This is a genomic window from Nocardia sp. NPDC002869 (assembly GCF_046764065.1).
In the GTDB taxonomy this organism is placed as follows: domain Bacteria; phylum Actinomycetota; class Actinomycetes; order Mycobacteriales; family Mycobacteriaceae; genus Nocardia; species Nocardia rhamnosiphila.
The window spans coordinates 1-18,678 of the sequence record NZ_JBKOOL010000113.1 but is presented as its reverse complement, the minus strand read 5'-3'; the positions used below and the strand labels follow the sequence as shown (position 1 = coordinate 18,678).

Below are 18,678 nucleotides of genomic sequence, written 5' to 3'. Positions count from 1 at the left end.
CCGGCTGGGGCCGTCCTCTATCCAGGGGACGATCGCCGGCTCCGAAAAGTTCTCCACAGCCCGCGAGTTGTCCACAATCGCCGCAGCCACCGGTTCCAGCAGGTCCGAACGGGCGAGGCTGGGTCCATGGATCACGACGCGACGCCCACCGCTGGGGAGCCACCCGCGGTGCTGGTGCTCATCCGGGACGAACGGTTACGCGAGGAAGTTCGCCGGGTCGCGGCCGCGGCCGGCCGGCGAATCGAGGAAGCCGAGGCGCCGGCCGGCAGGCATCCCTGGTCGGCGGCACCACTCGTGGTGCTCGACACCGAGGCCGCCGTGGTGTCCGCGAGCACGGCGCCCCCGCGGCGCAGCGGCGTGGTCACCGTCACCGACGGTGAACCCGGGCTGGCCGATTGGCAGGCGGCCGCGGTGATCGGCGCCGAAGGGGTGATCGCGCTCCCGGCCGCCGCGGTCGAGCTCATCGAAAAATTCGCCGAGTACGGCGAACAGCGCACCGACGGCGGAGTCGTGATCGCCCTGGCCGGTGCGGGCGGCGGCGCCGGAGCGTCCGTCCTCGCCGCCGCGACCGCGCTGCGCTCGGCCACCGCCGGGTTCCGGCCGCATACGGTGCTGGTCGACGGCGCGCCCCGCGGCGGCGGCCTCGATCTGCTGCTCGGTATCGAGGGCGCGCCGGGTCTGCGCTGGCCGGATCTGGTCGTGGACGACGGCCGGGTCGCCGCCGCGGAACTGCACAATGCGCTCCCCGCCGCGGGCGGCGGGCTGTCGGTGCTGTCCAGCGGCCGGGGCCGGGGCCGGACCGGTCCCATCGGCGCGGCCGCCGTGCACGCGGTCGTCGACGCCGCGCGGGGCGCGGGCGATCTCGTGGTGTGCGATATCTCCAGCGAGCGCGGTCCGCATACCGACCGGATACTCGATGCCGCCGATCTCGTGGTGCTCGTCGTGCCCGCGCAGCTGCGCGCGGTGGCGGCAGCCGGTGCGGCGGCGGAATGGATCGCGCAGCGCAACCCCAACCGCGGCCTGGTGGTGCGCGGTCCGGCGCCCGGCAACCTGCGCGGCCACGATATCGCCGCCGTGCTCGAACTGCCGCTGCTGGCGGCGGTCCGGGCGCAACCGGGCCTGGCCGCGCGGCTCGAACGCCGGGGACTGCGGCTACGGCGTGGGCCGCTGCGGGACGCCTGTGATGCGGTACTGGCGGTGCTGAGCCCACCCGGCCCGCGGCGGGCCGGATGAGCGCCGGCGCCGAACACCCGGGAGTGGTGACGACCGAACTACTGGAACGGGTTCGGGAACGGCTGGCCGGAGACCGCGCGGAACCCGAACCGGCACGGGTCGCGGCGGCCATCCGCGCCGAAGCCGGGGGCATGCTGGGGGATACCGATCTGCTGCGCGCCCTGCGGTTGCTGCAGACCGAACTCACCGGAGCAGGCGTCCTCGAACCCCTGCTGCACGATCCCGCGGTCGCCGATGTGCTGGTCACCGCTCCGGACGCGGTGTGGATCGATCGGGGCCGCGGGGTCGAACGGACATCGACGACCTTCCCCGACGAAGCCGCCGTCCGGCGGCTGGCGCAGCGCCTGGCCCTCTCGGCGGGCCGTCGCCTCGACGATGCCCAGCCCTGGGTCGATGGGCAATTGTCCGGCCGGGAACTGGTCCTGGGGCAGAGCTTCGGTGTCCGGCTGCACGCCGTGCTCGCCCCCATCGCTCGCGGTGGCACCTGCCTGTCGCTCCGGATCCTGCGTCCGGCGACCCAGGGACTGGACGCGCTCTCCCGATCCGGCGCGGTGCCGCCCGGCGCGAAAGTCCTGCTGCAACAGCTTGTTCGCGCTCGTCTGGCCTTCCTTGTGGTCGGGGGCACCGGCGCGGGGAAGACCACCTTGCTCTCGGCGCTGCTCGCCGAGGTGGACCAGGGGGAGCGCATCATCTGTGTCGAGGACGCGGCCGAACTCGCACCGCCGCATCCGCATGTGGTCCGGCTGGTGGCTCGGCCGCCCAATATCGAAGGGGCGGGGGAGATCACGTTGCGTGATCTGGTCCGGCAGGCATTGCGTATGCGTCCCGATCGCATAGTGGTCGGTGAAGTGCGCGGTGCGGAGGTCGTCGACCTGCTCACCGCGTTGAACACCGGACACGACGGCGGCGCGGGAACGATCCACGCCAACTCGATCCGAGAGGTGACCGCGCGGCTCGAGGCGCTGGCCGGGCTGGGCGGAATGGACCGGCCTGCGCTACACAGTCAATTGGCCGCTGCCGTGCAGGTGGTGCTGCACGTCCGGCGGCGTGCCGACGGGTTCCGGTATCTCGCGGAAATCGGTGTGGTGCAGCGGGACAATGCCGGCTGGGTGGAGATCCGCCCGGCATGGCGCGCAGCCGGTCCGGCACCCGCCGCCGGGGTGCTGCAGGCGGTGCTCGCGGAACGGACCGGATGATGTTCCCGGTCGTGATAGCGGTCGGCCCGGTCGCGGCGGCCCTGGGTTGCACCGCTCTGGCGCTGTTGCTCACTCCGGGGCCTGTCGGCAGGCGGCGATTCGGCAGCGTGTTCGAAGTCCGCAGGGTGCGCGTGTTTCCGCTGCGGTGGGTGATGTTCGGGGCGGGCGGTATCGGATGTGCGCTGGCCTTCGCACTGGGGAGCGGCAGCCTACCGGCCGCGCTGCTCGTCACGGGGACTGTCGCGGTGCGGCTGCGCCGCTCCCGCCGGGCTGTTCTGCACCGCACCGAATGCGGACATCTTCTCGACGGGCTCGAGGCCGTGGTCTCCGAACTGCGGGTGGGCGCGCACCCGAGTGCCGCGGCCGCGGTCGCCGCCCGGGAGAGCAGCGGTATCGCGGCGGCGGCCTTCGCGGTCGGTTCGGCGCGCAGCAGGCTGGGCGGGTCCGGCGCGGCGGGATTGCTCCGTCCCGACTCGGTGATCGCCGCCGAACTGGGCCGCGTGGCCGATGCCTGGCAGGTCGCCGAGCGGCACGGTCTGGCTCTGGCCGAACTCCTGGCGGCGGCCCGCGCCGACCTTGCCGCCCGGATGAGATTCCGGACCCGGACCGATGCTTCGCTGGCCGGTGCTCGCGCCACCGCGGCGATTCTGGCGGTGCTACCGGTGCCGGGTATCGGTCTGGGGCAGTTGATGGGTGCCCATCCGCTCCAGGTGCTGTTCGTCTCCCCGGCGGGCCGCTTTCTCCTGCCGCTCGGCGCCGGCCTGGCCTGTGCCGGGTTGCTCTGGGCGGACGAGATCACCCGGAGGGTGGCCCCGCGGTGAACCCGGACATGCCCGCGGACTCCATCCGATCGAAACCGGTACGGCGGACGCGGCCTGCGCCGGATCGATGTCCGCCCGGCCGACCTCATCGAACGACACCGAAAGGAAAAAAACGATGGCGATCCACGGCTGGCCGTTCATCCTGCTGTCGGCAGCAATGCTGCTGGTACCGGCCCCGGCTCCGGCGGTCGCCCGGCTGAGCCCCGGCACGGCTCTCCGGCGGGTGCGGTCCCGGAAACCCGTCGCGGCCGCCGACCCGGTCGCGATCGCGACGCTGTTCGATCTGCTGGCCGCCTGTCTACGGGCCGGTTTACCGACCGCCGCCGCGCTGCGTGCGGTCGCGCCGGCCGCGGCCGATTCGCTGTCGGATCGGCTGCAACGGGTGGCCGATCTGCTCGCCCTCGGCGCCGACCCGGCCGTGGCGTGGGCTCCCACCGAGTCCGGCGGCCCGAGCGCTCCCGAATTCGACGCGCTCGCCCGGCTGGCGCGGCGCTCGGCCCGCTCGGGTTCGTCACTGGCCGCGGCCATCGGCGAACTCGCCGAGGAGCGCCGCATCCAGGTGGAGGAAGCGGCGACCGCGCGGGCCGAACGGGCCGGCGTCCTCATCGGCGGGCCCTTGGGCCTGTGCTTCCTACCGGCGTTCATCTGTCTCGGCATAGTGCCGGTGATCATCGGCTTGGCGGGTGGGGTGCTCGGCGGGGGCCTGCTGTGACTCCGCGGTCGGCGGCGGATATCGAGATGTGCTCGTACGGAACGGCTGTGCGAGCCGAGGAGAGAGGGGGTCGGGGTGCTTTTGAGCCGAACGACGATATGGAACGCACGGGATCTGATGCGGGGAGCATGGCGAAGGGCGAACGCCCGGCTGGTGCGCGTGGTGGCGGAGGAGGAGGGGATGAGCACCGTCGAGTACGCGATCGGGACCATAGCCGCGGCCGCTTTCGGCGCGGTGTTGTACACCGTGGTGACCGGCGAGAGCATCCCCGACGCACTGACCGGGATCATCGAGAAGGCGCTGAACACGAGCGTCTGAGGTATCCGGTCGACTCGCCGGGCGCCGTCGCCGTCGACGGTAAGGGGGCCGTCGGTGCGTTCCGGCGCCCGGTCACCGGCGAGACCGGGTCGGTGACCGTCGAAGCGGCGATCGCACTCGCCGCGATCGCCGCTGCCGCTGCCTTGTGTGTGGGAGCGGTACTCGCGGCGGTGACCCAGGTGCGGTGTGTGGATGCCGCGCGTGAGGCGGCCCGGCTGGCGGCCCGTGGCGATCGCGGGGCCGCGGAGGTCGCCGCCCGCCGGGTGGCGCCGGAGGGGGCGGAGATCTCGGTGCGCTACGAAGGCGGTCGGGTGATCGCTGTCGTAGCGTCCGATACTCCACTGTTACCCGTTCTTCGGCTGCGCGCCGAGTCGGTGGCCGTGACCGAGCCGGATCCGGGCCCGTGAGCCGGCGAGGCCGAATGCTGTCGGCTCCGGGTGCGCGGTGCGTGCGTGTCGTCCGGGCGGCTCGGCCCCCCGGTTCGATCGGGTATCGGGCACGGCATCCGGCAGGAGAGGAGGGCTCGGCGACGGTCGCGGCATGTCTGGCGCTGGCGGGCTTGATCGTGGTGACCGCGCTCGTCGTCCAGTTCGGCGGGGTGGTCGTGGCGCGGCACCGGGCGCAGGCCGCGGCGGACCTCGCCGCCCTGGCCGCCGCGGGGGAACTGTGGAACGGCGCGGAAGCCGGATGCGCGGCGGCGGAATCACTCGGCCGGCGTATGGCGGCTCATCTCGCACGGTGCGAGATAGACGGTTGGGATGCCGTGATCACGGTCGAAGAAAAAGTACCGTTGGGTCCGTTCGGGGTGCGGAGTATACGAGCGGTTGCGCGAGCCGGGCCGGTCGGAGAAGCGACGTGATCGGCCTATACCGAATTTTGTTAACGACGAATGCGGTATTCGCTTAGCAACAGCAATTAATGGCCCGTTCTCGCATTCATCATTTGTTCCGGAATTGATACAAAAGGAGCATCTGTAGCTACCGACCGGTCCTTTGGCAACAATGCAGTTAATATGATGCGTATCCTCTTAATTCGACGGCCCGGTCGGGCGTACGGTGGCCGCTCCGGATCACCCGGCAACGCCGTGACCATCGAGTTGCCCCATAGCTGTGCATCGACGCTCTCGACCCGTCAGCTCGGCGAGAATCGCGGCCAACAGCCGGATCGCCCCGGCTTTTTCGAGGGGATCGTTGCCGTTTCCGCACTTGGGCGACTGCACGCAGGATGGGCACCCGCTACGGCACGAGCACGCCTCGACCGCCTCGAGGGTGGCGGCGAGCCAGCGCCGCAGCATCGTGTAGCCGCGCTCGGCGAACCCCGCCCCGCCGGGCCGACCGTCGTACACGAAAACGGTGGGCAGGCCGGTATCGGCGTGCCGAGCTGTGGAAACCCCGCCGATATCCCATCGGTCGCAGGTCGCCACCAGCGGCAACAGGCCGATCGCCGCGTGTTCGGCGGCATGCAGCGCGCCCGGTACCGCGGCAGCGTCGATCCCGGCTCGGTCCAGCAATTCCGGCGTCACGGTGTAGAGCACGGCGGTGGTGGGCAGGGTCTGCTCGGGCAGGTCGAGTTCGACCAGGTCGAGGACCTCTCCAGTGACCAGTGTGCGCAGGTAGCCCACCACCTGGCTACGTACGGTCACGTCCGCGAAAGCCGCGGTGACCTCGCCGAAGGTCGTGCTCTCGCGTACCGCGTCCAGGGTGAGGGAGGTGATCCGGCGGGCGCTGGTGGTCCAGCCCGGGGTATCGGCGCGGACCAGGGCGACACCGCCGTCGAGGTCCAGTTCCTCGACCACATAACTCTCGCCCTGGTGCAGGTGGACGGCGCCTTCGTGCAGGGTGGCCGGGGCCCTTCCGGCGTCCGCCGTGCCGAGGAGGCGTCCCGTCTCGGCCACCACGATCGCGACCGGGGTACCGATGCCGCCGCGGACGTCGACCTCGTCGTGCGGCGGTTCGGCGCCCGTATAGAACCACCGGCTGCCGCCCTCGGCTTCTCGTCGCCGGACGAGCCCCTGACCTGCTAATTCCGAAAGTACTCCGGGGGCGCCGAACGCTCGGGCCTCCGCGTCGGCGATGGGCAGTTCCATGGCCGCGCACAGCAGTTGCGGGCCGAGTACGTACGGGTTCGAGGGATCGATGGTGCTCGCTTCGACCGGGCGGTCCAGCAGGGCTTCGGGATGGTGCACGAGATAGGTGTCCAGGGGGTCGTCACGGGCCACGAGCAGGGCCAGCGCACCCTGTGTCCGGCGCCCGGCCCGGCCGATCTGCTGGCGGAACGAGGCGACGGTGCCGGGAAATCCGGCCAGCACCACGGCGTCCAGGCCGGCGATGTCCACCCCGAGTTCCAGGGCATTCGTGGTCGCCGCGGCCAGCAGGGACCCGTTCGAAAGCCCGGCTTCCAGGGCTCGCCGATCCTCGGGTAGGTATCCACCGCGGTAGGCGGCGACGCGTTCGGCCAGGTCGGGGTCGATTTCGGTGAGGCGCTGCCGGGTGTGGACGGCGATCAACTCGGCCGCCCGGCGCGACCGCGCGAAGGTCAGCGTCCGCGCTCCCTCCAAGACCAGGTCGGCGGTGATACGTGCCGCCTCCGTGGTGGCGCCGAGCCGGACGGGCGCACCGTTCTCCCCGGTCACCGCGGTGAGCAGTGGCGGTTCCCAGAACGCGACGGTGCGTGGCCCGCGCGGCGACCCGTCCTCGGTCACCGCCACGCAGTCGGCGCCGACCAGCCTGGACGCTGCCGCGGCCGGATCGGCGGCCGTCGCGGAACAGAGGACGAAGACCGGATCGGCGCCGTAGTGGGCCGCCAGCCGGCGCAGGCGGCGCAGGACCAGCGCCACATGGGAACCGAACAGGCCCCGGTAGGCGTGGCATTCGTCGACGACCACGTAGCGCAGTCGCCGGAAGAAACGTGACCAGCTGCGATGCGAGCGCAGCAGGCTCAGGTGCAGCATGTCCGGGTTGGTGAACAGCCAGCGGGTTTCGGCGCGCACCCACTGCCGGATCTCGGTCGGGGTGTCGCCGTCGTAGGCGGCGACGGGGATCCGGCGCAGGGATCCGTGCCGGGTCAGTTCACCGATCATTCGAAGCTGATCGGCGCCCAGTGCCTTGGTCGGGGCGAGGTAGAGCGCGGTCGCCCGCTGGTCCTCGTGCAGTGCGGTGAGAACGGGGAGCTGATAGCCGAGCGATTTTCCGGACGCCGTCCCGGTCGCGACCACCACATGCTGTCCACGGACGGCATGGTCGGCGGTGGCCGCCTGGTGGCTCCACGGCACTTCGATACCTTCCGCACGCAGTGCGTTCACGACTTCCGGCGCCGACCAGGCGGGCCAATCGGTCGGTGCGGCGGCCCGGCCGGGTACCTCGGCGATATGGGTCAGCCGCGAATCAGTGGCCGGATCGCCATCGAGGACACGATTCAGCAACGATCGCCCATAGGACTGATCTGGCCGGATCTCTCGGGTCATGCCGGGGCGCCTTCCGGGTCTTCGAACAATGTGAAACACCATCGTCCGCCTCGTGTCACCTGCGGGTTCGATACCCAATAGCGATCTGGGTCACAACCGGGTACGCGGTCCGGACGCTGGTTATCGGAAGGCAAACATACCGGAAGTTCAGATTCGGACGGACTAACCCTTACCTCCGCATTCGCGAGATCATTTTTTTTGCAAATTGTCGGTAACTCCGCTGTTGAATTTCCCAAAGACATGGTTCACTGGTTCTCGGTCGCAAGCTTCTGTGTTCGAGGGACGGATGCAAAGTCCTAACCCTGGCAGGATCGATGTTGCGAACGGCATACGTTGGCCCCCATAGGAGTCCAGAGTAGCGCCGACCGCAACAGGCCCGGTGGACGAAACCCAGTTGTCCGCCGTTCCGAGTAAGAAAAGAGAAGGAACAGAATGGCACAGGGAACTGTGAAGTGGTTCAACGCGGAGAAGGGCTTCGGCTTCATCGCGCCCGAGGACGGCTCTGCGGACGTCTTCGTCCACTATTCCGAGATCCAGGGTTCGGGTTTCCGTACCCTCGAAGAAAATCAGAAGGTCGAGTTCGAGGTTGGCCAGGGCACCAAGGGCCCCCAGGCCACCGGAGTTCGCGCGCTCAGCTGAGCGAGTCCACCTCCCAGTTCGTCCCTCGCTCCCGTAACGGGAGCGAGGGACGAACTATATGTGGAGTATGCGTACCTGGGCGTTCGCTCCGGCCATGCGCTTTCTGCGTACCTGGGCGTTCGCTCCGGCCATGCGCTTTCTGCGTACCGTGGCGCCTGCTCCGGTCGTGCGCTCTTTGCGTACCCCGGCGTCCGGTCCGGCCACGCGCTTTTTGCGCACTCGGGCCTCCGCTCCGGCCGAGCGTATTGGGCGTGCTCGGGCATCGGCTCAGGCCACGTGCTCCGGGCGCGGCCGGGCACCCGATCCGGTCGTGCCCTTCCGGCGCAGCCGGGTATCGGCTCGGAGCCTGTGGTCGCGGCGCACCGGAGTGCCCGCCCCGGCCGTGCGTTCGTGGGCATCGGCTTCCGTCGTGCGCTCCAACCGCCCCGGGGTAGACGCTTCGCTCGTGAGTCCAGGCGGCTTCCGGGTGGACGGCGCGCCGGTACGTCTATCGCCCGGCGGCCCGTCCGTCATGCGCGTTCGGCATATCAGCGCAGCCGAGCCGGGGAGACGTCCATGTGACGGTGCGTTCGCTGAACCCGTGCTCTCCGCGCGCGGCGGCGCCCATACGGTGCGCTTTCCGGGAAGCTCTGTCTCTATTGCGGATGCGCTTTTTCCGGAGCCGGCCCCTGCCGTGTGCTCGGCGGGTAGGGTGGCGCCGACCGGGGCCGGAGGGTGGCGTGCCGCGCCGAGGCGGGGCACGCCCGTCGCTCGCCACTCGTATCCGTCGAACGTGCTCCGCGCCACGCGCGGGCCGGAGACGGATCGGCCTTCGCGCACACCGGTCAAGTCGATGCTGCGTGGTTTCGTGACGCACCGTGCGTGCCGACTGTCGGCGCGGCCCTGCATACTGAACGGCATCGACGCGCCATCGCCCGATGGTCGCAACCGTTCGACCACGCGCGGCGTCGAGGTATAAACGTGACTGGTGGTGATGTAAGGCGTCACCATCTGCTCAATCAACCGCGTCCTGCGTACCGAGCAGTGTTCAGCGGGTCGAGAAGGAAAGGGATTCGCCGGTGGCAACACGAGACCGAAACGCAGCCGAGGCGGGTCGTCCCGTGCGTCGTCTCGTCATCGTCGAATCCCCGACGAAGGCCCGTAAAATCGCGCCCTACCTGGGGCGGGACTATACGGTCGAGGCATCGGTCGGCCATATCCGGGATCTGCCGCGCGGTGCGGCCGATGTCCCGGCCAAGTACAAGGGCCAGGACTGGGCGCGGCTCGGTGTGGACGTCAACAACGACTTCGAGCCCATCTATGTCGTCAGCCCGGAGAAGAAGGGCAAGGTCACCGAACTCAAGGGTCTGCTGGCCGACGCCGACGAGTTGTATCTGGCCACCGACCCCGACCGCGAGGGCGAGGCCATCGCCTGGCATCTGCTGGAGACGCTGAAGCCGAAGGTGCCGGTCCGGCGGATGGTCTTCCACGAGATCACCGAGCCGGCGATCCGCGCGGCCGCCGCCGACACCCGCGACCTGGACAACGACTTGGTCGACGCGCAGGAAACCCGGCGCATCCTGGACCGGCTGTACGGCTACGAGGTCAGTCCGGTGCTGTGGAAGAAGGTCATGCCGCGGTTGTCGGCGGGCCGGGTGCAGTCCGTGGCGACGCGGGTGATCGTGCAGCGCGAGCGGGAACGGATGGCGTTCCGGTCGGCGGAGTACTGGGATATCGCCGCGAGACTGGACGCCGGCGGCGAAGCCGATTCCGCCAATCCGCGGGTCTTCTCCGCCCGCCTCGTCGACGTGGACGGTTCGCGGGTCGCCACCGGCCGCGATTTCGGGTCCGACGGCCGGCTCAAGGCCGATTCGCGGGCGCTGGTCCTGGACGAGGCCCGGGCCCGCCGCCTGGCCGAGGCCCTGCACGGCGCCGACCTGGTGGTGACCTCCGCCGAGTCCAAGCCCTACACCCGCAAACCGTATGCGCCGTTCATGACCTCCACGCTGCAGCAGGAGGCCGGCCGCAAACTGCGGTTCACCTCGGAACGCACCATGCGCACCGCGCAGCGGTTGTACGAGAACGGTTACATCACCTATATGCGTACCGACTCGACCACGCTGTCGGAGTCGGCGATCAATGCCGCGCGCACCCAGGCCACCCAGCTCTACGGTGCCGAATTCGTGCATCCCACCGCCCGGCAGTACACCCGGAAGGTGAAGAACGCGCAGGAAGCGCACGAGGCCATCCGTCCCGCGGGCGACACCTTCGCCACCCCGGGCCAGCTGCACGCGCGGCTGGACAACGACGAGTTCCGGCTCTACGAGCTGATCTGGCAGCGCACCGTCGCCTCGCAGATGGCCGACGCCCGGGGCACCACCCTCACCCTGCGGATCACCGGCACCGCCGGCACCGGCGAGGAATGCGTGTTCTCCGCCTCGGGTCGTACCATCACATTCCCGGGCTTCCTGAAGGCCTATGTGGAAAGTGTCGACGAGGAGGCCGGCGGCCAGTCCGACGACGCCGAGACCCGGTTGCCGCAACTCGCCGAGGGCGAGGGCGTCACCGCCGTCGAGTTGAACCCCGACGGGCACAGCACCAACCCGCCCGCCCGCTACACCGAGGCCTCGCTGATCAAATCGCTGGAGGAACTCGGCATCGGGCGGCCGTCCACCTATTCGTCGATCATCAAAACCATCCTGGACCGCGGTTATGTCTACAAACGCGGTAGTGCGCTGGTGCCGTCCTGGGTGGCCTTCTCGGTGACCGGGCTGCTGGAACAGTACTTCGGCCGCCTGGTCGATTTCGATTTCACCGCCGCCATGGAAGACGACCTGGACGCCATCGCCGGCGGCCGGGCACAGCGCGGAAACTGGTTGTCCAGCTTCTACTTCGGGGGTGACGACGGCGCCGAGGGCTCGGTCGCGCGGTCCGGCGGTCTGAAGCGAATGGTCGGCGAGCGGCTCGACGATATCGATGCCCGCCTGATCAACTCCATCAAACTCTTCAGCGACGACGCGGGTCGCGATGTGGTGGTGCGGGTCGGCCGGTACGGGCCGTACCTGGAACGTATGGTCGCCGACCCCGGCAAACCGGATGCCGAGCCGACCTCCCAGCGCGCCAATCTCCCCGATGACCTGCCGCCCGACGAGCTCACCCCGGAGGTGGCGGAGAAACTCTTCTCCACTCCGCAGGAGGGCCGCACCCTGGGCAACGACCCGGGCAACGGGAACGAAATCGTGGTCAAGGAAGGACGTTTCGGGCCGTACGTCACCGAGATCCTGCCGGAGACCGACGAGGATCAGGCGGCCAAGAAGACCGCGAAGAAGAACGCGCCGAAGCCGCGTACCGGGTCGCTGTTCAAATCGATGGACCCGGCCACGGTCACGCTCGAGGACGCGTTGAAACTGCTGTCGCTGCCGCGCGTGGTCGGCACCGACCCGGCCTCCGGCGAGGAGATCACCGCGCAGAACGGCCGGTACGGGCCGTATCTGAAGAAGGGCACCGATTCGCGATCGCTGGCCACCGAGGACCAGATCTTCAATGTGACCCTCGATGAGGCCCTCAAACTCTATGCCGAACCCAAACGCAGAGGTAGACAGGCCGCGGCAGCCGCGCCGCTCCGGGAACTCGGCAACGATTCCGCCACCGGGAAGCCGATGGTCATCAAGGACGGGCGTTTCGGGCCCTACGTGACCGACGGTGAGACCAACGCCAGCCTGCGCAAGGGCGACGAAGTCGAGTCCATCACCGACGAACGCGCTTCCGAACTGCTGGCCGACCGGCGGGCACGCGGCCCGGTGAAGAAGGCGGCCAAGAAGGCTCCGGCCAAGAAGGCCCCGGCCAAGAAGGCCGCCGCCAAGAAGACCACCACCGCGGCGAAGAAAACGACCACCGCGAAAGCGGCCGCGAAGAAGACCGCGGCCAAGAAGGCTCCCGCCAAGAAGGCCCCGGCGAAGCAGTCCGCGGGCCGGTCGTCTTCCCAGAGCGAAGACTAGACGACGGTTGTCTGTCGGACCATCGCAGTAACGTCGCGCGCGAATACCGTCCGAAGACAAGGAGCGCCGATGCCCGGTAGCCGGGAACGCGAGGATCTCGTCCAACTGCTCGACGAACAGCGTGAGATGTTCCGGATAACGCTGCGGGGTATCGACGACGAGCAGGCGCGGCAGCGGACCACCGCCAGCGAACTGACCCTCGGCGGCCTGCTGCACCACATCGTCCGCTGTGAGCGGGATTGGACGAAGGTGCTGGTCGAGCGGGACGAGAACGCCGAAACGAAGCTCGAGGACTACGAGGGCGAATACGTCATCGGCGACGACGAGACGGTCGCCGGTCTGCTCGCCGAATGGGAGCGCGTCGCCGCGAACACCGCCGAGATCATTCGCGCCGTGGACGATCTGGACGCGTCGATTCCCACGCCCACCAACCCGTGGGTACCCGGCCGGGTGTGGTGGTCCGCGCGGTTCCTGATCCTGCACATCCTTCGTGAGATCGCCCACCACAGCGGGCACGCCGACATAATCCGCGAACAATTGGACGGGGCGAACACCACCGCCCAGCGCGCCGGGTAGGGGAATTCCGGCAGCCGAGAGCAGGACGGTGGGAGCACCTGTACCGGTGTGCCCCGGTGGCCGGTCGAGCGTATTAGGGTGTGAGCGTGGTGGGTGTCTTCGAGCGTCTCGTGGGTCAGGCTTCGGTGACCGCCGATCTGACCGCCGCCGCGGTCGCGGGCCGATCCGGTGTGGCCGAGGGCGCCATGACGCATTCGTGGCTGTTCACGGGCCCGCCCGGGTCCGGTCGCGAGGTCGCCGCGCTGTGCTTCGCGGCCGCGCTGCAGTGCACCGATCCCGAACAGCCCGGGTGCGGCCGCTGCCACGCCTGCACCACCACCATGGCGGGCACGCACGGCGATGTCCGGCGGGTGGTCCCCGAGGGCCTGAGCATCTCCACCAAGGAGATGCGCGGGATCGTGCAGATCGCGGCCCGGCGGCCCAGCACCGGCCGCTGGCAGGTGGTGGTGATCGAGGACGCCGACCGGCTCACCGAAGCCGCGGGCAACGTACTGCTCAAGGTGGTGGAAGAACCACCCGCGCGCACTGTATTCCTGCTGTGCGCCCCCTCGGTGGATCCCGAGGACATCTCCGTCACCCTGCGCTCCCGTTGCCGGCACGTCCACCTGGTCGCCCCCGCTGCTCCGGCGATAGCCCAGGTCCTGCGCGAACACGACGGCCTCGATCCGGAAACCGCCGACTGGGCGGCTGCCGTGAGCGGCGGTCATATCGGCCGCGCCCGCCGCCTCGCCACCGATGACGAGGCCCGCGCCCGCCGCCGTCGCGCCCTGGACGTCGTGACCGCGGTGGCCCGCGGCACCGCCTACCTCGCCGCCGACGAACTGGTGAAGGCCGCCGAAGACGAGGCGAAACAGCTCAGCGCCGAACGTGACGAACGCGAACGCGACGAACTCGCCACCGCCCTCGGCGCCGGTGGCACCGGTAAAGGCGCCGCGAGCGCCACTCGCGGGTCGGCCGGTGTCCTCAAGGACCTCGAACGCCGCCAGAAATCCCGCGCCACCCGCACCGGCCGTGACGCCCTCGACCGCGCCCTCCTCGATATCGCCGGCCTCTACCGCGACGCCCTCGCCATCGCCTTCGGCGACCCCGCCGGTATCACCGTGACCCACCCCGATATGGCCGACCGCGCCCACGAGCTCGCCCAGCGCGTCCGCCCCGAAGGCCTGCTGCGCTCCATCGACGCCGTGCTCGCCTGCCGCGAGGCTCTCGACCAGAACGTCAAGCCCCGTTTCGCGGTGGCCGCCATGGCCGCCACCCTCATCGCCCAAACCTCCTGACCTGCCGTTTTCGCGTTCCCAGGTAGGAGACGATAGACTCGCCACGCCGAAAGGCACGCCGCCTTAGCTCAGTCGGTAGAGCGCTTCACTCGTAATGAAAAGGTCAGGAGTTCGATTCTCCTAGGCGGCTCCGCAGGTCAGAAGCCCTTTCCGAGGAATTCGGGAAGGGCTTCCTTCGTCTCCAGTCCGCACACAGTCCGCACAAGCGGACTGCCCACTTAGATACCGGCCGACATGGCAGCGTCCAGAAGGTCCGCCGACGCGGACAGATCATCCGGGAACAGACCGATATACCGGCGCATCGTGAAACCCGGGTCCGCGTGCCCCATGAGCCGCGAAACGATCTCTACGCGCACACCGGACGACGCGGAAAGGCTCGCGTAGGTGTGCCGCAAGTCGTGTGCGGTGAGCGGCAGCAGCCCGACCAACTCAGCCGCCGGTTTCAACACGCGCCGGTTCCAGTTGGTCCGGCGGATCGGTCCACCGTTCGGCGCTGTGAAAGCCCACGCGTCCGCTTTAAGGCCCTTCAGATGCTCCGCCAGTTCGCCAACCAACGACTTAGGGATAGGTACCCACCTAGTCTTCCGTGACTTGGTGTCTCCCGGCTCATCCTCGTCCACGGCAAGCGAACCATCCACGCGGACACGACGCGCTTTCTTCAGGTCGAAGTCCCGAACCTGCAAGCCGCTCAGTTCGCCGATTCGAAGGCCGGTGTAGGCCAGGAACCGAATAGCTAGACCATCCTCCGATGGCTTGGCTTCCGGGACGATGGGCACTCCGTCATCGTCCAACGGGAAGGTATCGGGTACCGAGGTCTCTTCAAGGTCTGTGCGGCGGCCGGGCCGCTTCGCGCTGTGCCGGAAGTCGGCAGCGGCGGCCAGTAGGGCTACCTCCGCGTGAGTCAGAAACCGGTCTTTCGCGCTCGGCAGCGGAGGAAGCTTCACCCCGGCGGACGGATCCGCCCGAAGATGGTCCGGAATAGCGAGTTTCAGCACACCCCGCAGCGCGACAAAGCACCGGTGGACCGTGGCGGGGGAAAGCTTCTTCTTGGCGGTGAGGTCCGCCACCCACGACACGATGTCCGTCTTGGTGATACCGCCGATGTCCCGGGTATCGAACTCCGGCCGGACATGGTTCTTCAGTACCGATATATGCGCCGAACGGGTGGCCTTCGGCGCGGTAGCGAGCGACCTTTCATATAGGTCAGCGACCGTGGAGAAGGCCGTTCCGATCTGCTGAGGGTCGCGGTAGGTGCCCTGGTAGATGTCGCTGGTTACCTTCGTCGCGTAGGCATCGGCTTCTGTCCGCCTGGCGAAGCTCTTGGACTTCGGGCTGCCGGTCGGGTCGTTCCAGTGAACGATCCAACGCTTGCCGATCGGAACGAGTTTGCCGTTCTCATCGGTCTTCCAGCGCGAAGTCCGGATCTGACGCTTGGCGTCCAGATAATGCCTGTCTTCAACGCGGACGTTGCCGGGCTTGCGCTGGGGCTTGCGTGGCGTGTCTGTGGTGCTCACAGAACGGGACGGTATCAGTCCGCATGAATGAAAGTGCCAAAGGTTCTGGGTGTTATGAAACCGAGACATTAGACCGGCAGAAGCAACCCCAGAAGACAGGTCACTGGACGGGCCGGAGACGGCTCCGGTCCAACTCCAACTCGACATCAAAAGTCTTGGCGGCCCCGCCGCACCGGCTGATCATCGCGCGTGCTTCCGCTTCCAACGTCTCCGTGTCCAGCTTCTTGTCCGTCACGTACCGCTGAACCCCCAACGCCGGGCAATACATCCGGTAGTCCTGGCCGACCCGGTTGACGGTCACCGAATAGAGCATCGAGATACCCCCCTTGTGATCCACGCGGAACGGGTCGGGTCTCCGATGCTGAACGGTTCGACACCCCGGCATCGGAGAGCGGCAGCGATACGGAACAGGACCGAGAGGTCCGGGGGCTCCCAGAACGCGCCGGGCGGAACCGGCTCCGGTGTCCTGTGCGGCAATCGAGGTTCCATATCCGACACCCCTTGTCGTGGCTTGGTGTGCGCGCCGCGCCGAGGCGGAGGCTCCCGGCGCGGCGGCTGGGATGGACGTTAGACAGCACAGAACCCCACCGGCTACTAACTTGACGGAACTTGACAAAACTTCGCTGTACGGCCCGTATAGGCGGCCAGAATGAGGCACCATTGCCAGCGGGGGTGTCACACAAGGTCACATCCCTAGACGGGAGCGGAGATCATGCGGATAAGATTCCTCGGCAAGGGCGGATCGGGCGGCGGCCAATGCCCGACGCTGTACGCCACCGACCACGGCAGTTACCTGGTACAGGGCTGGCAGACCGACACGGCAGGAACCATCGAGATTCCGCACCTGCTCATTGGGTTCGCCGAGCCGGATACGTTCATCGGCGCGACCATGACCGATACCGACCGGGGTACGTTCCTTGTCTCGGGTCGGCCGGTGACAGACACGGCAACGCTGGCTCAACTCGACTTGGCCGAAGACGAAACGGCTATCGAGGTACCGAAGCGTGAGAGGAAGTTCTACGGTGCTGCTGCTGCAAGAGGAAGCATTCTCGAATCTGTTCGGGCAGGCTGAGCACTCCGCGTTCCATCTCGAAACCCGCGACGCCTACGACGTAGACGAGGAAAACCCCCCGCTCGCGCGGTTCCTCGAAGGGCATCGGGACGACGATTACGGATGGTTCCGGCCGTGGCTCAACCTGGTTCGGGAGACCACGAGCCGGGGTGTAGCCGTCTCGCGTGTCCGGGTGGTCACGGTGCCGCTGCCGGACTATCACCGGTGGTTGCTGTCGATCACCCCCGAGAACCACCGCGCTGGAGAAGACATCCGGTATGTGTCCCGAGATTCGGCCACCAATCTGCCTTCGGATGATTGGTGGTTGTTCGACGGTTCGCGGGTCGCGTTCAACGTTGTAGACCCTGCCGGACGCGGTGCCGGTGTAGCCGTGACCGAAGACCCGCAGATAGTCACCCATTGCCGAAGTGTCCGAGATCGTCTGTGGGCTACCGCGACCCCGTATGCGGAGTTCGCGGAGGGAATCACCGCCCGGTGACCAACTCGGTTCACGAACAGCGGGAAGCGCTCGGGAAGCGCTTACGCGAGATCAGAAAGGACGCTGGACTCACCGGACGCCAGCTCGCCGCCTTGGCGGGCTGGCACGAGTCCTTGGTATCCAAGATCGAAACCGGCAACCGCACACCCACCGAAGCACAGCTACGCGCGTACTGCGCCTACACCGGCACCGAGAAACAGCTAGCCGACCTCATCGCCACGGTTCGCAACATCGAATCGGCTTACCTGGAGTTCAAGCGCCTGCTTCACACCGGTACCGGCCGCAGACAGCAACAGTCCGTGACGCTGGCCGAACAGTCCAAGCTCATGCGGATCTACGAGCCGGTGTTGATCCCCGGCATACTCCAGACCGCCGAGTACGCCGCAGCGGTACTACACCGGGTGACCGAGTTCTACCGGATCCCCAACGACGTAGACCAAGGCGTCTCGAACCGGCTTGAACAGCAAAAATACCTCTACCACGGTGACCACCGGTTCCACATCCTCATCACCGAACAGTCGTTGTCTACGACCGTGGGAAGCCCGCAGGTGATGACAGGCCAGTACGACCGGCTACTAGCCGTGATAGGGCTGCCTCGGGTGCTGTTCGGGATCGTCCCGGCCGGTGCCGAATGGCTTACGCCCGTGACGAACTTCGTCATGTTCGACGACCGGATGGTGATGGTAGAAGCGATCACCGCAGAGCTGACCATCACACAGCCGAGAGAGATAGCTCTCTACAGTCGAGCGTTCGAAACGCTCGCCGGTCAGGCAGTGACAGGCGAAGCGGCCCGAGAGCTGATCCGGAAAGCGTTGGAAACACGGGCTGGTTAGCCCGTAGAGCGACGAAACACCGTCCGCCTATACCCGGATAAGGAAAATCCACCCGGAGACGTTAAAAACGCTCTGGGTGGAATAATGGAACGAGCGACCCTAGACGGTCGCTCTACGGACAACCTTCGACAGATAACCATTCTCCAGAGCCGAGCGGTACGCGGCTCGGCAGTCACCATAGTTGAAACCTTCGAAGTGGGCCGTCAGCAAGGCGGCCGTATCTTCGACGGAATAGCCCTGACAGCATTTCAGGACGAACGCTTTACGTTCGGCCACGGTTTCCGGTGACGGTTTCAGTTCGAAAGGATCGAAGTCCGAACCTGTCGGTTCGTCCTCTTCGGTGACTTCGACCCAAGTGATTACCGGACTGCCGTCTGGGTTTAGCTGAGGCTCAACCTCGGCCGGTTCCGGTTTCGGTGACTGTGGAATGAACAACTCCGGTTCGGCCGGAGTTGCTTCGACCGGTTGACTGAAAGGGTCGTATTCGTTGGACGAACTCCGAGGTTCGTCCTTCTGACCCGCTCCCAATAGATGTGACCAGTCGGAATTAGAGTCCCATTGGCCCTGGT

At 67.8% G+C, this 18,678-nt stretch carries 18 protein-coding genes and 1 tRNA gene; 15 read left to right on the top strand and 4 right to left on the bottom strand.

Annotated features, from left to right (window positions below; all coding sequences use genetic code 11):
• Positions 1–126 precede the first annotated feature (126 nt).
• From ssd to ACLML9_RS19900, 7 genes are all read left to right on the top strand, one after another.
• Positions 127–1,233: a septum site-determining protein Ssd gene (gene ssd, locus ACLML9_RS19930; protein ID WP_411946948.1), complete on the top strand. Its 1,107-nt coding sequence runs from the start codon at positions 127–129 to the stop codon at positions 1,231–1,233.
• On the top strand, positions 1,230–2,429 hold the full coding sequence (locus ACLML9_RS19925; RefSeq protein WP_411946947.1) for a TadA family conjugal transfer-associated ATPase: 1,200 nt from the start codon (positions 1,230–1,232) through the stop codon (positions 2,427–2,429). Before ssd ends, ACLML9_RS19925 begins: the two co-directional genes overlap by 4 nt.
• Positions 2,426–3,250: a type II secretion system F family protein gene (locus tag ACLML9_RS19920; protein ID WP_411946946.1), complete on the top strand. Its 825-nt coding sequence runs from the start codon at positions 2,426–2,428 to the stop codon at positions 3,248–3,250. The genes ACLML9_RS19925 and ACLML9_RS19920 overlap by 4 nt, the downstream gene beginning before the upstream one ends.
• Before the next feature lie 115 nt (positions 3,251–3,365).
• Positions 3,366–3,962, top strand: a complete 597-nt coding sequence (locus ACLML9_RS19915; RefSeq protein WP_411946945.1) for a type II secretion system F family protein — start codon at positions 3,366–3,368, stop codon at positions 3,960–3,962.
• Positions 3,963–4,079: 117 nt separating this feature from the next.
• Entirely contained in the window at positions 4,080–4,280 is a 201-nt protein-coding gene (locus ACLML9_RS19910; RefSeq protein WP_411946944.1) for a DUF4244 domain-containing protein, read from the top strand.
• A 92-nt stretch (positions 4,281–4,372) separates the two neighbouring features.
• Positions 4,373–4,687 (top strand): TadE family type IV pilus minor pilin, encoded by a 315-nt coding sequence (locus tag ACLML9_RS19905; RefSeq protein WP_411946943.1) that lies wholly within the window; start codon positions 4,373–4,375, stop codon positions 4,685–4,687.
• Positions 4,688–4,764: 77 nt separating this feature from the next.
• The gene (locus ACLML9_RS19900; protein WP_411946950.1) at positions 4,765–5,139 is read left to right on the top strand and encodes an Rv3654c family TadE-like protein; all 375 of its coding nucleotides are present in this window, start codon (positions 4,765–4,767) and stop codon (positions 5,137–5,139) included.
• 210 nt (positions 5,140–5,349) lie between these two features.
• Here ACLML9_RS19900 and ACLML9_RS19895 read toward each other — a convergent pair whose 3' ends face one another.
• Entirely contained in the window at positions 5,350–7,743 is a 2,394-nt protein-coding gene (locus tag ACLML9_RS19895; protein WP_411946942.1) for a DEAD/DEAH box helicase, read from the bottom strand.
• 432 nt (positions 7,744–8,175) lie between these two features.
• Between ACLML9_RS19895 and ACLML9_RS19890 the strand changes: the two genes are divergently transcribed.
• From ACLML9_RS19890 to ACLML9_RS19870, 5 genes are all read left to right on the top strand, one after another.
• On the top strand, positions 8,176–8,382 hold the full coding sequence (locus ACLML9_RS19890; protein ID WP_011206895.1) for a cold-shock protein: 207 nt from the start codon (positions 8,176–8,178) through the stop codon (positions 8,380–8,382).
• Positions 8,383–9,440: 1,058 nt separating this feature from the next.
• Complete coding sequence (topA, locus tag ACLML9_RS19885; protein ID WP_411946941.1) at positions 9,441–12,359, top strand: type I DNA topoisomerase; 2,919 nt, start codon at positions 9,441–9,443, stop codon at positions 12,357–12,359.
• A gap of 69 nt (positions 12,360–12,428) precedes the next feature.
• The gene (locus ACLML9_RS19880; protein ID WP_411946940.1) at positions 12,429–12,935 is read left to right on the top strand and encodes a DinB family protein; all 507 of its coding nucleotides are present in this window, start codon (positions 12,429–12,431) and stop codon (positions 12,933–12,935) included.
• 86 nt (positions 12,936–13,021) lie between these two features.
• The gene (locus tag ACLML9_RS19875) at positions 13,022–14,212 is read left to right on the top strand and encodes a DNA polymerase III subunit delta' (RefSeq protein ID WP_411946949.1); all 1,191 of its coding nucleotides are present in this window, start codon (positions 13,022–13,024) and stop codon (positions 14,210–14,212) included.
• 57 nt (positions 14,213–14,269) lie between these two features.
• Positions 14,270–14,342: transfer RNA gene (locus ACLML9_RS19870), tRNA-Thr, on the top strand.
• A gap of 88 nt (positions 14,343–14,430) precedes the next feature.
• Here ACLML9_RS19870 and ACLML9_RS19865 read toward each other — a convergent pair.
• On the bottom strand, positions 14,431–15,726 hold the full coding sequence (locus ACLML9_RS19865) for a tyrosine-type recombinase/integrase (RefSeq protein ID WP_411946939.1): 1,296 nt from the start codon (positions 15,724–15,726) through the stop codon (positions 14,431–14,433).
• A 100-nt stretch (positions 15,727–15,826) separates the two neighbouring features.
• The gene (locus tag ACLML9_RS19860) at positions 15,827–16,063 is read right to left on the bottom strand and encodes a hypothetical protein (protein ID WP_411946938.1); all 237 of its coding nucleotides are present in this window, start codon (positions 16,061–16,063) and stop codon (positions 15,827–15,829) included.
• Between the two features lie 375 nt (positions 16,064–16,438).
• Between ACLML9_RS19860 and ACLML9_RS19855 the strand changes: the two genes are divergently transcribed.
• Genes ACLML9_RS19855 through ACLML9_RS19845 form a run of 3 tightly spaced genes read left to right on the top strand, consistent with a single transcriptional unit; the run spans position 16,439 to position 18,109 of the window.
• On the top strand, positions 16,439–16,798 hold the full coding sequence (locus tag ACLML9_RS19855; protein WP_411946937.1) for a hypothetical protein: 360 nt from the start codon (positions 16,439–16,441) through the stop codon (positions 16,796–16,798).
• Positions 16,749–17,276 (top strand): DUF6879 family protein, encoded by a 528-nt coding sequence (locus ACLML9_RS19850; protein WP_411946936.1) that lies wholly within the window; start codon positions 16,749–16,751, stop codon positions 17,274–17,276. The genes ACLML9_RS19855 and ACLML9_RS19850 overlap by 50 nt, the downstream gene beginning before the upstream one ends.
• Positions 17,273–18,109: a helix-turn-helix domain-containing protein gene (locus ACLML9_RS19845; protein WP_411946935.1), complete on the top strand. Its 837-nt coding sequence runs from the start codon at positions 17,273–17,275 to the stop codon at positions 18,107–18,109. The genes ACLML9_RS19850 and ACLML9_RS19845 overlap by 4 nt, the downstream gene beginning before the upstream one ends.
• Before the next feature lie 99 nt (positions 18,110–18,208).
• Here the strand turns inward: ACLML9_RS19845 and ACLML9_RS19840 are convergent.
• Positions 18,209–18,678, bottom strand: a 470-nt coding sequence (locus tag ACLML9_RS19840) for a hypothetical protein (RefSeq protein WP_411946934.1), incomplete at its 5' end; no start/stop codon positions are given.